Source organism: Wolbachia endosymbiont (group A) of Andrena hattorfiana (assembly GCF_947179565.1).
Taxonomy (GTDB): domain Bacteria; phylum Pseudomonadota; class Alphaproteobacteria; order Rickettsiales; family Anaplasmataceae; genus Wolbachia.
The window spans coordinates 431,360-446,737 of the sequence record NZ_CAMXBT010000003.1; the positions used below are offsets into that span (position 1 = coordinate 431,360).

General features: G+C 35.6%; 11 protein-coding genes and 1 pseudogene. 8 read left to right on the forward strand and 4 right to left on the reverse strand.

Annotated elements, in window-relative coordinates; translation table 11 throughout:
* Positions 1-23 precede the first annotated feature (23 nt).
* The 4 genes from purD to OM966_RS07175 all read left to right on the forward strand — a co-directional run bounded on the left by purD (position 24) and on the right by OM966_RS07175 (position 5,258).
* Positions 24-1,295, forward strand: coding sequence for a phosphoribosylamine--glycine ligase (gene purD, locus OM966_RS07160; protein ID WP_264329374.1), 1,272 nt, complete (start codon positions 24-26; stop codon positions 1,293-1,295).
* A gap of 736 nt (positions 1,296-2,031) precedes the next feature.
* The gene (locus OM966_RS07165; protein ID WP_264329375.1) at positions 2,032-2,631 is read left to right on the forward strand and encodes a peroxiredoxin; all 600 of its coding nucleotides are present in this window, start codon (positions 2,032-2,034) and stop codon (positions 2,629-2,631) included.
* Positions 2,618-3,571: a thioredoxin-disulfide reductase gene (trxB, locus tag OM966_RS07170; protein ID WP_264329376.1), complete on the forward strand. Its 954-nt coding sequence runs from the start codon at positions 2,618-2,620 to the stop codon at positions 3,569-3,571. Before OM966_RS07165 ends, trxB begins: the two co-directional genes overlap by 14 nt.
* A gap of 94 nt (positions 3,572-3,665) precedes the next feature.
* Entirely contained in the window at positions 3,666-5,258 is a 1,593-nt protein-coding gene (locus OM966_RS07175) for an ankyrin repeat domain-containing protein (RefSeq protein ID WP_264329377.1), read from the forward strand.
* Here the strand turns inward: OM966_RS07175 and OM966_RS07180 are convergent.
* The 4 genes and pseudogenes from OM966_RS07180 to OM966_RS07625 form a co-directional block, all read right to left on the reverse strand.
* Positions 5,203-6,135, reverse strand: coding sequence for a tyrosine recombinase XerC (locus OM966_RS07180; RefSeq protein WP_264329378.1), 933 nt, complete (start codon positions 6,133-6,135; stop codon positions 5,203-5,205). The genes OM966_RS07175 and OM966_RS07180 overlap by 56 nt on opposite strands.
* A gap of 2 nt (positions 6,136-6,137) precedes the next feature.
* Positions 6,138-7,526 (reverse strand): dihydrolipoyl dehydrogenase, encoded by a 1,389-nt coding sequence (lpdA, locus tag OM966_RS07185; RefSeq protein WP_264329407.1) that lies wholly within the window; start codon positions 7,524-7,526, stop codon positions 6,138-6,140.
* Positions 7,519-8,628: an outer membrane protein assembly factor BamB family protein gene (locus OM966_RS07190; protein WP_264329379.1), complete on the reverse strand. Its 1,110-nt coding sequence runs from the start codon at positions 8,626-8,628 to the stop codon at positions 7,519-7,521. Before OM966_RS07190 ends, lpdA begins: the two co-directional genes overlap by 8 nt.
* Before the next feature lie 233 nt (positions 8,629-8,861).
* Positions 8,862-9,789: pseudogene (locus tag OM966_RS07625) on the reverse strand (IS110 family RNA-guided transposase).
* Positions 9,790-10,202: 413 nt separating this feature from the next.
* Between OM966_RS07625 and OM966_RS07270 the strand changes: the two are divergent.
* The 4 genes from OM966_RS07270 (at position 10,203) to OM966_RS07210 (ending at position 15,109) form a co-directional block, all read left to right on the forward strand.
* The gene (locus OM966_RS07270; protein WP_319604294.1) at positions 10,203-10,403 is read left to right on the forward strand and encodes a hypothetical protein; all 201 of its coding nucleotides are present in this window, start codon (positions 10,203-10,205) and stop codon (positions 10,401-10,403) included.
* Positions 10,404-10,489: 86 nt separating this feature from the next.
* A complete protein-coding gene (locus OM966_RS07205) occupies positions 10,490-11,647 on the forward strand; it encodes a cytoplasmic incompatibility factor CifA (protein WP_319604183.1) in 1,158 nt (385 codons plus the stop codon).
* Between the two features lie 159 nt (positions 11,648-11,806).
* Complete coding sequence (locus tag OM966_RS07275; protein ID WP_319604185.1) at positions 11,807-12,265, forward strand: hypothetical protein; 459 nt, start codon at positions 11,807-11,809, stop codon at positions 12,263-12,265.
* A gap of 48 nt (positions 12,266-12,313) precedes the next feature.
* Positions 12,314-15,109 (forward strand): cytoplasmic incompatibility factor CifB, encoded by a 2,796-nt coding sequence (locus OM966_RS07210; protein ID WP_319604187.1) that lies wholly within the window; start codon positions 12,314-12,316, stop codon positions 15,107-15,109.
* Positions 15,110-15,378 lie beyond the last annotated feature (269 nt).

Below are 15,378 nucleotides of genomic sequence, written 5' to 3' on the forward strand. Positions count from 1 at the left end.
TATAGAAAAGCGAGGAAATAAAGATGAAGGTTCTGGTTATAGGTTCTGGTGGACGTGAGCACGCTCTACTTTGGGCTCTAAAAAAATCTCCTATCTTGACTGAGTTATATGTAACTCCTGGTCGCCAAGCTATGAAAGATCTTGGGACTCTTGTGGATGTAAATATTCAAAATTCAGTGGATGTTACACAATTTTGCAAGAGAGAAAATATAGAGTTGGTTGTTATTGGTCCAGAACAACCAATAATTGATGGGCTTGCTGATGATTTAGTTGCAGAGGGAATAAATGTTTTTGCTCCGAGTCAAGCAACTGCAAAACTTGAGGGATCAAAGTCTTTCACCAAAGGACTATGCAAGCGATATGGCATACCAACTGCCAAGTACGAGTGTTTTGTTGATGAAGGATTAGCTAAAGATTTTGTACGTAGCAATAAAATAAAGTTTCCACTTGTAGTGAAAGCAAATGGAATTGCGGCAGGGAAAGGCGTGATGATATGTTGCGCAGAAAACGAAGCTTTTTCAGCAATAGATTCAATGCTAGTGGAGAAAGAATTTGGTGAATCAGGTGAAGAAATAATCATAGAAGAATTTTTAATTGGAGAAGAAGTAAGCTTTTTTGCTCTTGTTGATGGGTTGAAAGTAGTAACTCTTGGGTGCGCAAAAGATTATAAGAGAGTGAATGAAAATAATGAAGGCCAAAATACTGGGGGTATGGGATCGTACTCATCACCTTCAATTATAAGTAAGGACATGGAGCAAAAAATCATCCAAAAAATAATATACCCTACAGCTCAAGCATTGGTTAACATGGATACGCCTTATAAGGGAGTACTCTTTGCTGGTTTAATGATTTGCAGAGATGGCCCAAAACTTCTCGAGTATAACGTTAGATTCGGTGATCCAGAAACGCAATCTATATTACCTAGATTTGATTCAAATTGCGATTTGTTAAAATTGATGTTGTCAGCTGCAGAAGGAAAGTTAAATGTCAAAATGGTGGAACTTAACAACAAATCTACAGTTTGTGTAGTTGTTGCAAGTAAAGGCTATCCGGGTGATTATCAAAAGGGAGAAGTAATTAAGGGATTAGATAAAATTGAAAGCATTCCTGGTATATTGGTATTTCACGCTGGTACTAAATTAGATGAGAGTGGTAATTGGGTTTCAGATGGCGGAAGAGTGCTAAATATAGTAGCAGAAGGGAGCACTATAGAGGAAGCCAAAAGTAAGGTGTACTCAGCATTAAATTTTTTAGAATGGTCAGGGGGCTTCTTCAGATACGATATTGGTAGTTAATGTTAGCTGTCGGTTAGCAGGTAGCTCACAGAAATGCAAAACTTACTTGACAAACTCCGCTAGTCCCCTTATTGTAGTACTAAGGGTATTTATGACTCATTGTTTTTGACCTGCAGGCTCAATGACAAAATTCAGGGTATTTATTGGCGGGTTACATAAAATTATAGCGGCTGCATGTCTTTTTTATTTTTTCTACATTCAGCCAAATCGCGCTTATTTTAAGCGTTAGCACATTATTACAGCGCCAGTTTAAATTATTATAGGGTCAAAACTCGTACCACGGGGCTTCTTTTGCCTTTTTTTTTATTTGGTAAATTTCTTAAATATTTATAACTAAACGACAACCGTCATCCCTGTAAAGGTCAAATATCCCGCTACGTGTTAGCGGGATCTATGCTAAGAGATACCGAGAATGAATCGCGGTATGACGGTTAAGTAGGGTGTCATTCCCGTCTGGAATCCAGTTTTCCATATAATCCATCGGAAATGTTGTAACCACTTTCTATGCTAGTTTGCTTGTGAGCAAGCAAACTTTCCTGGATCCCAGTGTCTGGGCACTGGAATGACATCATAGGGGCGCTGGGATGACACCGTCATAAAGTGAAACTAGATTGTATCTTATCGGTAAAAAAGAAGAGCTATTTTAGGAAGTTTTTATAGGGCTAAAACTAAAGAAAACTTGCATACAAGTTCATCAAGTGTAAAATTAGAGTTGTTTTAAAAGAATAGGTCAATTATGAATCTTGTAACAAAATCTGCTATCGATTTTACTGCTTCAGCTGTTCTCTCTGACGGAGAAATTGTTGATGATTTCTGTCTGAGTAAGCACATAAAAAATAAGTATGCTGTCCTTTTTTTCTATCCACTTGATTTTACTTTTGTTTGCCCAACTGAATTGATATCGCTCAATAATAGAATAAATGAGTTTGCAAAGCGTGGTATTGAAGTGATAGGAATAAGTGTAGATTCAAAATTTTCACATTATAAATGGCGAAACACTCCAGTTAATAATGGTGGTATTGGAGAGGTTAGCTACACTTTAGTGTCTGATATCAAAAAGTCTATATCAAGAGACTATGGGGTCTTATATGATGACTCAATTGCGCTGAGAGCAACTTTCGTTATTGATGATAAATTTATTGTACGTCATCAATCGATAAATGATTTGCCTTTAGGGCGTAATATTGATGAGTTTATTAGAATTGTTGATGCAATTAAACATAATGAGGAGCATGGTGAAGTATGTCCAGCAGGGTGGAAGAAAGGTAAGCCAGCAATGCAGGCAAGCGATGAAGGAGTAGCTGATTATCTAAACTCATACAGTGAAGAATTATAGATTTAGTACAAAAGTTCTTATTATTGGATCTGGGGCAGCAGGGCATGCTGCTGCTGTATATGCAGCACGTGCAAACTTAGAGCCAATTGTAGTAACGGGAATGCAGCCTGGTGGTCAGCTTACAATTACTACAGATGTTGAAAACTATCCTGGTTTTGTTTCAATACAGGGTCCAGAACTAATGGAGCAAATGAGGTTGCATGCAGAACAGGTTGGAGCAAAAATAATAGATGATGAGATAAAAAGCGTTGAACAACTTGAGAATTCTAATAAGTATAGATTTAGATCTTCTGGTAATATCAATGACTACTACTCGGATGCAATTATAATTGCATCCGGTGCGCAAGCAAAATGGCTTGGTTTGGAGAGTGAAAAGGAATTTCAAGGTTACGGAGTTTCAGCTTGTGCAACTTGTGATGGTGCGTTTTTTAGAAATAAAGTTGTAGTTGTAATTGGTGGTGGAAATACCGCAGTTGAGGAGGCAATATTTTTAACTCGATTTGCCAAAGAAGTGATATTAATACACAGGCGTGATAAATTGAGAGCGGAAAAAGTAATGCAAGATAGGCTCTTTAAAAATGATAAAATAAAAGTAATGTGGAACCATACCGTAGAGCAGATTCTTGGAGAAGAAAATCCGAAGAAAGTTACTGGTATTATAATTAAATCAACGGAAGCTCAAGAATTAAAAGTCGATGGAGTGTTTATTGCAATTGGGCATGCACCAAATACAGGTATTTTTAAAGGCTTTGTTGAAATGGATGAACAGGGTTACATAATTACAAAACCTGGAACAACTTTAACTAGTAAAGCAGGAGTATTTGCTGCAGGTGATGTTCAAGATAAGGTGTATCGCCAGGCAGTAGTTGCAGCAGGAACAGGGTGCATGGCTGCACTTGATGCAGAGAAGTTTCTAGAGTTGTCTGAGGTTTTTAAATAAATTGCTTGCAATTTTCCTTTTTTTTATATAATTATATTAGTAAATCATTAATAAAGAGGGTTTAGTATGCTTTATAGAAACGGTGTAACATATTATGGAGCTTATGGAGGTGGTGATAACACAGCATCGCAAGCTCGAAATCCGACAACTTCAAGAACAGCTAAGTGAATCAACAAAACAGTTATTTAAAGCTATTGATAATGAAAACCTAGAAGCTTTTAAACAAGCTATAGCAGAAGGTGCGAATGTTAATGCGTTTGATGCGGGATATACACCACTAATGACTATTATCATGAATGGTGATGACAGCCCTATATGTTTGAAAATGATGATGTTGCTTTTACAACATCAAAATTTAAATATTAATGCTCAAGAAACTAAAGAACGCAATACAGCTCTACATCTAGCTTTTCATATGGGAAATAGGAATTTTGTACAGATGTTACTTAGACATCCTAAATTAAATATAGATGTTAAAAATAGTTATTTAGTTATTAAACCTGAATACCAACAATTCCCTGAAGAATATCTTCATGATTCTCATAAAGAGCGTTGCTTTCATACTCCTGAAGAATATATTAGAAAAATTGGAGAAGCACAGGATAAAGACTTTTCACACCTTACGGTAGAAATACAAAAAGCCCAAAGAGGAGAACAATTATTAAACGCTCTTTCCGATGGAAATATTAACCAGGCGAAGGCGCTGCTTGAGAAAAAGTTTACTAGGCAAGACCTCATTCACATGGGTATTTCACGAGAGTTTGTTGAACAAATGCTTAACCCTAATATCCAAAGTGAAGAAATAGAAACACCACTTAGCTTAATTATCAAATCATGTTTACAAGAAATAACACAAGATAACGAAGAAGTATTGATTAAACTTTTAAAACATAAAGACCTAGATTTTAGTCAAATAAAGCCAATACAAGCTATAGAGCAAAATCCATGGGTGAAGCAAATAATTGAACAAGCTATTACAGCGCGATTAGCTGATGCTATTAATAGAAAAGATTTAGATGATGTAGAAAAGTTAGTAGAGGATAATTGTTTCATAAATCGTGCAATTGTTACTGCTGCATTTGGAAGTATTGAACGTATCAGAAATTATCTAAATGAAAAATTCCCTACAAGTGCAGAGCAACCTGTAGCAAATACACATAATGTTCAACCAGAAATAAACGACGAATTCATTGCTAAAGAGTTGCAGCAGCTCGAAAACCTTAGAGATGAACTTGAAAGAACAAAAGCTCAACTTGTAGAGAAAGAGCAAGAGCTAGCAAATAAAACTAGCAAAATTTCACAATTAGAAAGAGATTTGAAACAAGTAAGGGAGGAAAGAGATAGGCTTTCATCAGAAAATAGACTGCTCCGTACTAAAAGTCTGAGTAATAAAAACGAAAAATCCTCACAAGCAATTTCTCCTGGTAAAAAACAAAGCAACTATGCTTATGCATTTTTTATATTATCTGGAGCATTGACTGGTTGTGTAGGTTTAGCAATTTTATACGATTATCTAGTAATAGGTGCTTGTCTTACAGCAGTTGCACTGGTTCTTTTTTTAGTAGGATATTATTTATGTAAAGCGGATGAACGAGATATAGGACCTGGTGGTACCACCGACAATCCTCAAGTTACAAGGGTTTTGATTTCTTCTCCAAGCCCTGCTGAAAATCTTTGTACATGTTAAAAACATCTTGATAATTGAGGTGAGTGTAAACCTGGGTGGTTTCCAGGCTTGAGTGGCCAAGCAGTTGTTGTATTGATCTTATGTCAATATCTTCCTGAAGCAAATGAGTAGCAAAACTATGACGAAATGCATGTGGAGATAAGATTTCTGGCAGATTTAATATTCTCCTTATTTTCTGCAAACGATTAGCTACATAAGTTCTTCCCAATTTTTTTCCTCTTACTCCCAAAAAAAGATATTGTGTTTCATTATTAATGCCAAAATAAGGACAGGCTTTTACATATTCCTGTATACACTTTTTTACTACCGGAAGAATGAATACCTGCCTTTGTTTATCTCCCTTACCTGTTACTATTAAACTTTCATTGTTAATATCACTAACCCCAAGGTTCAACGCTTCACTGATTCTTAAGCCTGTACCATATAGCAGGACGATAATTGCAATTTCTCTTTTTACCACCCAAGGTTCGCTCAAGTCAGATAACTTCATTTCTTTCACCAAAGTTTTTATATCAGGTATTGATAATGCTTTGGGCAGAGTTCTTCTCTGAATTGGCCTTGATAAGGAAAATACAGCTTCATTGTCTATATTGTAGTTGTTTTTTATGTACTTGAAGAAATTTCTGATTACTGACAATGCACGAGCGTTAGATCTTGCATTCACACCTCTTGCATACCGAGAGGTAAGCCAACTTCTTAACTCAGGTACGCTCAATTTTTCCAAAGTGCCGACATTTACTTCTCCACCAATGTGAGTATTTAGGAAACTTATAAGATCCTTCAAGTCCCTCATGTATGACTCTAAAGTGTTTGGTGAATAAGATCTTTTGCATCTCAGCCACTCATACCATTTTTCAATGATTGAACCGAGGTCCACAATTATTTTTTAAAGAAAGCATCGATGCACGCATCTCGAAAGGCTTCATTTATATCAGGATGAGAGTGACAAATTCTGTATATATCCTCTGCTGCTGCACCATATGCCATTGCAACCGCTGCTTCGTTGATTAGCGTATCAGCGTATGCTCCTATGATATGCACACCTAGTATTGTATCTGCTCTGCTACAAGTCAGCACTTTCACGAATCCTTCAGCATCATCAGTGATTTTTGCTCTGCCGTTTGCAGCAAATTGACATTTACCAACTTTGTACTTATAGCCAGCATTTTTGAGTTCCTCTTCGGCTTTACCGATCGAAGAAACAGCAGGGTGAGTGTAAATGACAGATGGTATAATTTCATAATCAACGTGAGGTGACTGTCCTGCTATTATCTCTGCAACTGCCACTCCTTCTTCCTCTGCTTTATGAGCAAGCATTGCTCCACCAATCACATCACCAATAGCAAATATTCCTTTCACATTAGTTTTATATCTGTTGTTAACTTGAACGAAACCGCGATTATCTTTTTCTATTTTTTCATCAATACCAAGACCATCAGTACATGGTTTGCGTCCTGCTGCAACCAATACCTTATCCGCCTCTATAGTGTTTGTTTGATTATCTTTTACAGAGCAAACCTTCACACTCAAAGAGTTACTACTTTGTTTTATTCCCTCAACTTTAGTGCTAAGTAAAAATTTTATTCCTTGTTTTTGTAGACTAGAAAGTAGAGACTTACTTAATTCTCCATCCATTGCTGCAGCGATTCTGTCAAAAAATTCTACTACAGTGACTTCAGACCCTAGCCTCCTCCATACAGAAGACATTTCAAGCCCTATTGCCCCGGCTCCGATTACGACAAGTTTTTTTGGTACTTCAGTTAAAGACAATGCACCAGTTGATGAAATAATACTTTTCTCATTGATATTAATTCCTGGCAAAGAAATAACGTCAGAACCGGTTGCAATTACTATATTTTTTGTCTTCAGCACCTTATCTTCAACTGAAACTTCAAGATTACCTTGGTCAAAAGAAGTAATTTTCCCAAGTCCATTGATTTTAGTGATTTTGTGAAGGTTAAACAGATACTCTATACCTTTTCCAAGTTCCTGAACTCTGGCGTCCTTATAGCCTAGCATTTCTTTTAAATCGAAACTTGCATCCTTAATTTTTATGCCAAGCTTCGACAGATCATTTTTCGTGTGAGCATACTGATAGGAAGAATGAAGTAGTGCTTTGGAAGGTATGCACCCAACTCGCAAGCATGTACCACCAAAAATGCTATTTTTATCTATGCAGGCAACTTTCAATCCAAGTTTTGCAGCAGCGATAGCACACTTATAACCGCCTGGACCACCACCTATAACAATCAGGTCATAATCAATCATAAAGAACAAACCTATTTTCTAAAGAATAAACACCATTTCCCTCAGTTGTTACATATATTTTATCGTGAGTAAACACTGGAGTGTGAAACACATTACCAGGTACTTTGACTACCTTTCCTGCACTTTCAGATCCAGGAAAAGCAAGCATTGAACCTTTATTGCTTGTCACCCACAGTGTATGGGCATGCACAATTGGAGCAAACAATTGCGTATTTTCTATTAAATCAGATGCCCAGACTGTTTCTCCATTTTTTATATCCAGGCCGATTATTTTATTATCTTCAGTTACTATAAAAATTCTTCCGCCTTCTTTTTGTTTCTCTGCAGGAATAAGAGGACTATAATATGACTCAATGTCTGATACACTTTTTACTTGCAGTGACTTTGACCACAAAATATTTCCTGATTTCACGTCAATACCATAAATATAAGAATTGTTTGTAGCTATTAAAGTATCGCCAAGCACTCCCGGTGTAGTAGTTACATCTGTGAGCTGTGTATCCAAAAGGTTTGTAGCCAATTTTTGGCTCCACAATTTTTTACCGTCTTCATTAAAAGCTATTAACTCACCATTTGAAAATGGTGCTATTATTTTATCGTTAGAAATTGTTGGCGATATGGAATACAAACCTCGAACCTCATTGATACCGTTTTGATAAGCCCAAACGGAGCTGCCATCTTTTATATCAAACACGTACAGATAATTATCAATAGTCAATACTACCAATTTATTATTTATTACTGCTGCTTTCCCTCTTACTGGAGCTCTCAATTCTTTTTCCCACTCAATCTTGCCAGTTTTTGCATCTATTGCGTGTAAAGTGTTATCCACTATAAAGAAAACATTTTTTTTATAATGCGATAGGCTCATGTTACCAATTTTTTTCCTATGTGAGAGGTGTAATTTCCAATTCATAGCCTTTGAGTTATCAATATCAAAGGAATATAAAGCGCCGTGCTTGTCTGATAAAATAACGCTATCTTCTGTAAGCACTGGAGCTACATATCCTTGAGATAGTTTTTTATCCACTAGACTTATTCGCTCGCTTGCCATTGTGTAACTGCTACACAATAACATTATTATAACAATTATTACTTTCATTACTTAGTTGAGAACAAGATTTATTAATATACATACTAGAAATCTTAATCACAATGAAAATGTTCTTGTTGTACGTTGAAACATTGATTTATGGACAGAATATTATATTATTATGTAAAAACCATACTCTTAGAGGTAATACACCTCATCCACTATGCGGCAACGTGCATAGCTGTATGAACATTGAGATATAAAAATAATTTATACCAAGAAGAAAGATGTCATCTACCGTCTTAAACATCAAGATAAAAATTATTGTTTTTTATCATAGCATTTAAACAAATGATGATTTTTCTCATTACAGCAACTAAAGCGACTTTGCCAGAGTCAACTAAACGCTGGTAAAATACTTTCATTTTTTTATTATGACGCATTGCAACCACAGCAGACATGTATAATGCTTTTCGAGCATAAAATCTGCCACCTATGACTTGGGCCTTGCTCACTTTCCTTCCGCTTTCACTAGTTTTTGGTGCAACTCCAACTAGACAAGCTATTTCCTTATTATCTAACCTACCAAGTTCAGGTACCTCTATGAGTAGGATACTTGCGGTTTTCCGTCCAACACCTTTATAGCTAGTTAGCAGTTTGCTTTTTTCCTTCAAATCAGGATCAGAGTTTATTATATCTTCTATGTCTTGCCTAATTTGCTCTAATTGTTTTTTTGCAAATTCTATCTGTTTTTCTATATATTCCCTGGCTTTTCCTGTAACCTTATGCAAACGACACTTATTTGCATGAACTTCATCGTTTAGATTGCGCTCAACTGCTCTTAGCTCTTTTAGTTCTTCTTGCTTTTGTGAAACTATGTATTCTATTACTTCGTCATTTTTTGTGATAAATTCAGCATATTTTTCTAGTAATTTTGCATCTAATTTATCTGTTTTTGCAAAGTGGTTGCAGGCTTTTGCAAATGCATACCCGATTTGGGTGAGCTCTGTGAACAGCTATGTTATGTTCTTGTAACAATTTTATTACAAGTTTCTCATAACCTCCTGTGGATTCTACTACACATAACTTAACAAATACGTTAGCCATTTTCGACTTTATAAACTCAGATATAGCTCTCTCTGCATTTTCTATACGCTGATGTTTATTGTTGATTGAGATATCAAGTGTTTCTTTTGAAACATCAATACCCACAAAAACTGTTCTAGCCATTTTTGTACCTATAAATATAATCAAATAATAATGTAAATGCTGTACAGGATTGTGATTCGATCTTTTAGATCCTCCTACCGTTCGTACTCCATTTTTTAAAGCTAGGAGTGTACTGAGATGCCTACGATTTCTATCAATCAATCCAATTGACAGTATCACTCCTTGCTCATTATAGTCTTGCGACTTTGATTTAATATACAATCCTAATCGGCGAAAAAAAGGTGAACAGATGTTATCGCTGAAGATACTGGCCTCTCTGTTGATTATATTGAGAAAATTCAAGAAAAGAAGTTTTAGCCATAACGTTTTTTTATTAAACCCTCTATTCTAGTAATTTTAATATTGCAATCCATTCTAATGTCTGTATAATGCCCCTTTTACATAATACTATTAATATTTAATGGGAGGGTAAAATGCCAAGGAAGACAGATCGTCATGCTGCAGTACTTAAAAAGCTACAAGATGTTATAAAACATACAGATTCTGAAATTGCTTCTGGAAGGAAGTTAGCTATTAAAAGGTGGGCGGAAACCTATATAGAGAATATTAAATTTTTTAAGGATGATAAGCTGCAGTTTTTGCACAATGTATTCCAAGATGAAGGTTGTTGGTGAGGTACAAGGTTAAATAATGATGTTTTAGGTACAAGATTGACTGAAGAGAAAATAGGAGAAATCGATAATCCACTTCGCAGAATGAGATGGCTTCTAGTTACTGTGTGGTAGAAAAAATTCTTCCGTTCTTTCAAAAAAGATTCGAATTTCTCAAGAGCAAATTTCCTCCTGGTAAATTTGATGGCAAAACTGAAACTGAAATTGACAAATACGTACGAAACTCCCTGCTAGATACGATAAAGAGGAATGGTCGTATTTTTGATTTCTGGATCAATAGAGAGTCTGGGGAATTAAAGGAGTATGATGCAGTAGAAGGTTTTGACAGTGCTGTAAAACTTAAATGGAGTGAAGGAGTAGAGTATTTTTATAATCATCTAAAAGAAGAAGATAAAGAAAAGAAGCTTACAGAAGCTGTTATTGCTCTTTCTCGTCCTCAATCTGTTGAGAAAGACGCTCCTATTTTAGATTTTTGTGTAAGGAATATAGCTGACAAAGATACTCTTTTACAGAAATTATTGCAGAAAGATAAGGGAGTATATTCCCTTCTTGCTGAATTAATAGAGTCATGTTTTTTTGATACGGTTCATGATTTGGTACAGTGCTGGTGTTATAAAGGCGTTCCAGCAGGAGGAGACTGTTCGGACAAAATATTCTCACAGCGAGACTATGAGCTTCTTCTTTCCTCACTTTCAGATGTGATGTTGAAAAATCCTGAGTCAAGTGCTCAAGCTAGGTCTGTTATTATGAAAATTTGGGAGTGTGACAGCTTGGATGAATACAAAAAGACTGCTATTATTGATACTTCGAATGGTAGAATTCCTATAAAGGGTGTACTTGCAGAATTGATAGTTAACTGGAAACGAGAAGACATTTATAAGTCTGATGAGGAAAAAGAAATAGAGAAAAAAGAAATACTAGATATGATGTTATTTGCTAAAAATAGCTTTCCTGAGAGATTTGAGTTCTTTAAGGAAAAGATAATAAAAAACCTTAGATTGTGTGGTAGAGAAGGTAAAAGAGTAAATGTAGATTACGGTCTGTTTGCAGAAGAATTATTCTCTGAGTTAGAGAAAACAATTTTACCACCTGGTCCTGTAGGTGATGGCCCTAGGTATGATTTACGGACGCAATCTCAAGCTCATGGTAGTAAGAAAACATCTTTGCCACTTGATGGTTCTGGTGATGGTCCGCAGTCCAAGTTTGAAGCTCCTAGTATGAGTGGTGTCTCTAGCCGTAGAAAATAGAAGGGTATCTTATATGAATAATGGTGATGGACTTATTAGGAGTTTAGTGGATGGAGATCTTGAAGGCTTCAGACAAAGGTTTGAATCTTTTTTAGATCAATGTCCATCTTTCTTGTATCATGTAAGTGCAGGTTGTTTCCTTCCTGTATTCTTTTTAGTATGTTTGCTACTGCGCATGATGAAGGTATTTTAGATCCAAGTGAAAAAGTCTATTTTCGTTTTGATAACCATGGTGTTAATCCACGTAATGGTGAAAATCGAGATACGGGAAACCTAAAAGTTGCTGTTTATCGTGACGGACAGCAAGTTGTCAGATGCTACAGTATTTCTGATCGTCCTAATAGTGATGGGTTAAGGTTCAGTACAAGGGAAAGAAATGCTCTAGTGCGAGAGATTAGAGGGCAAAATCCAAATTTAAGGGAAGAAGACCTAAATTTTGAGCAATACAAAGTATGCATGCATGGAAAGGGCAAGAGTCAGGGAGAAGCAATTGCAACAGTATTCGAGGTGATTCGTGAAAAAGATCTTAGAGGTAGAGATAAATTTGGCAAATATTCAGCATCTGAAATTAATCTTATTAGACAGCTCTTAGAAGATCACAGATTAACAATTAAGTAAATAGAAAGGAGACAACTCAATCGAAATCAGTGTGAACAGCTTGATAGGTTGATCAATTTTGCACGAGTCGAACCTAGTCAACAAAGAATTGGCGATTTTATAGAAATGCTAGCAAGCAACCAAAGACAAGATGTAAGAGATTCTCTCCGAGAAGATATTTTAGAATATATAACTGATACCTATAATAATTATAGAGCGCAGATAGAAAATAATATTGAAAATCGCAGTCAAAAGTTTGAGAGTCACGGGTTTTTATTAGGTTTCTTAGCAAATTTTAGTCATCACTACGCAATAGGCATTGACCTTGACTTATCTCCTAGAAACTCACATGTTGCATTTCTTGTACGTCATCAAGCAGAAAGAGAAAATATTCCTATTGTTATTAATCTTGCTATATTTGATACACCGTCAGATGTTGCATTAAACTGTGCCATAGGCTACGCTGGAAGGTTACACACTTCTTCATTTATACCTATTCATACTGAATCAAGAAATACTGTCTGTGTTGGATTAAATTTTAATTTAAATCTAGATCCCTTTAGTGTTGATATAGTAGAACTTCAACAGGATAGATTTCCTTTAGTACAAAGATTATTTGAGTGTTTGGAGAATGAAGGAATTAGAGAAAATATTAGAGATTTCTTGCTTCAACACCTTCCTAATGAAATACCAAGGAATGCAGAGAATTATAACAGAATATTTGATTGTATAACTGGTTTTGCTTTTGGGAGTAGTGCTTTTGATATACATCATTTACAACTAGAAGGTGAAGAAGAAGTAGAGGTACCTATAGCAAAGTATATACTTAGATATGATGATGGGGATCATGCTTTAACCATGGTCTTTCATGCTCAAGGTTCTGATATAGTTATATTTAATATCAGAATTAATGATGATGTACAACAAGAAGCTATCAATTTACAAACTCTCAATATTGATGGGAATGATGTTCATGTATGGAAAGTTTCATTCACACTTAATGACCAATTTGAGCTAGATATTGATCAACCAAATGACCTTGGTTTGTATCACGATTACCAAAATAATAATGCAAATAATTTTCTTGCTGGTGATCTTGTACAAGTGCCTAATGCTGAAAATGTACATAACACTTTGAATCAAGTTATGAATGATGGCTGGCAAAATGTAGGTCAGCATAGAGAACTATTTCAAGAGATCTCTGGAGCATTGATGCCACTTATGGATGCAATAAATGTTAATAGTGAGGATAAATTTCGTTCTATACTACATGGTACATTTTATGCTAGTGATAATCCTTATAAAGTGATTACTATGTATAAAATTGGTCAAACATATAGTTTGAAAAGGGGTCAGGAAGAAGAAGGAGAAAGGGTAATACTCACAAGAATTACAGAACAGAGATTAGACCTTTTATTATTAAGACAACCTACAGAGAATGATCTAGATACTCATCCAATTGGATATATATTAAGATTTGCTGGTAATGCAGAAGAAGTAGCACAAAAGGAGAATAACGCAAAAGATCGAATAAAAGAACTTATGAACAAGCAAAGAGGATATTTGCTTATTACTTCTGGAAATGAGGTGGTTTTGTCTTATGCTCTATTTAATAGAGATGCACGAAGAGAGGAAGAACTTATAACTATTCCACAAGAACTGTATGTACATATAATTGATCGTCATAGTCGTGTTTTAGGGGCAGAACAGACTGGAAGACCTGAAATAGTGGAGGGAATAGGGAATCTAGATGAAAGATTTAGAAATTTTCAGGAAAATGTTAATGAAGGTGAAAGACAGCCATCAACTTTCTTATATAGTCGAGGTAATGATGAATGGGTTGAGGTACATGTTATACGTCACTTCAAGGGTACAAGAGAAGAGGTTTTAAGGAGAATAGGGTCAGGTACAGATAATATTGCACATAATGGATCACAAGGAACTACAACTACTCATTTATCACAAGAACAAATATTACGACAAATAAACAATCTTCTTGGAGATGGTAATCAAATACAAAATGTCAACGATCTGCTTACACTAGAATTTGCGACGAGAAATGGACATTATGATTACTGGCTTCAACAAATTGATATAGCTCACGCTGGAAGATTGCGATATCAGCTTCGTACTGAAGGTAATCACACTTTTGAAGTAGCTAATTTGGCAAGGAATGACGGTAACGAGCACATTGTTAGAGTATTAAATCAATTTAGGGAAAATGAAGAACAACAGCGTTTAACTTTAATAATTACTTTAAATAATACTCATTGGGTTACACTAGTGATTGAACGTCAAAATGGGAACTATGTTGGGTACTATGCTGATTCAACTGCTACTGCTGTTCCAGGTGGTATTACCGATATCATTCAAAATAACTTAGGAAATAATATCAGGATTAATAATGTTTCTGTTCGTCAGCAAACAGATGGTTGGAATTGTGGTTTATGGACATTAGAAAATGCTAGTGATATTAATCGAGTTCTAAACGAAAATCATATTGGGCAAGTGCAGAATATCATAAATATAATACGCGATTTTCTTGGAAGAGGCCTCCCAAACAGAGATAGAAATTACTTTCAGAACATAAGAGTGGGCATTTCACAATTATTCAGGAATGATCCGGGATTTCAAGATGTGCAATTGCAAGCATACATTCAAAATAGAGAACAAATTGATCCATTACTGCGTACTTATCTAGAATTAGGATATCACAGAGTAGGAGGAGGGTATGGATTAGTAGAAGCACCTATATCGCTTGGTGTTAGTGATTCCAGTAATTTTGGTGACCTGCCACAGTCGAGCTTAGAAAGTCCTGAAGCTAGTCGTGTTTCTGACCTTAGCAAAGGTAAAGGCGGTAGGTAGAGGTAATCGGTAGATGAAAGGAGTGTAACAAAAACCTTATGCATCAAGTAGAGATTGTGAGCAAATTTAAAGAAGTTAAGGTGGGTAACCTGTTTTTTTCTACTTGCAGCAATGTTTCAAAAAGTATATGTGTCGAGTTGGGTAAAGTTGAAGGAGGTTCTTAAATGAGCAACTATTAATTTGGTAGTATATAACATTAATAAATTTAAACGATGCAACCATTTCCAGCAACAAAAACCAGCTAGCGTGAGAAGATTTTTTCTTGGAAT

Coding starts and splice junctions, on each gene's coding strand:
- OM966_RS07270 (WP_319604294.1), top strand. CDS start 10,203: ATGCCAAGGAAGACAGATCGTCATGCTGCAGTACTTAAAAAGCTACAA.
- OM966_RS07190 (WP_264329379.1), bottom strand. CDS start 8,628: ATGAAAGTAATAATTGTTATAATAATGTTATTGTGTAGCAGTTACACA.
- OM966_RS07205 (WP_319604183.1), top strand. CDS start 10,490: ATGGCTTCTAGTTACTGTGTGGTAGAAAAAATTCTTCCGTTCTTTCAA.
- OM966_RS07165 (WP_264329375.1), top strand. CDS start 2,032: ATGAATCTTGTAACAAAATCTGCTATCGATTTTACTGCTTCAGCTGTT.
- OM966_RS07275 (WP_319604185.1), top strand. CDS start 11,807: ATGTTTGCTACTGCGCATGATGAAGGTATTTTAGATCCAAGTGAAAAA.
- lpdA (WP_264329407.1), bottom strand. CDS start 7,526: ATGATTGATTATGACCTGATTGTTATAGGTGGTGGTCCAGGCGGTTAT.
- purD (WP_264329374.1), top strand. CDS start 24: ATGAAGGTTCTGGTTATAGGTTCTGGTGGACGTGAGCACGCTCTACTT.
- OM966_RS07175 (WP_264329377.1), top strand. CDS start 3,666: ATGGAGCTTATGGAGGTGGTGATAACACAGCATCGCAAGCTCGAAATC.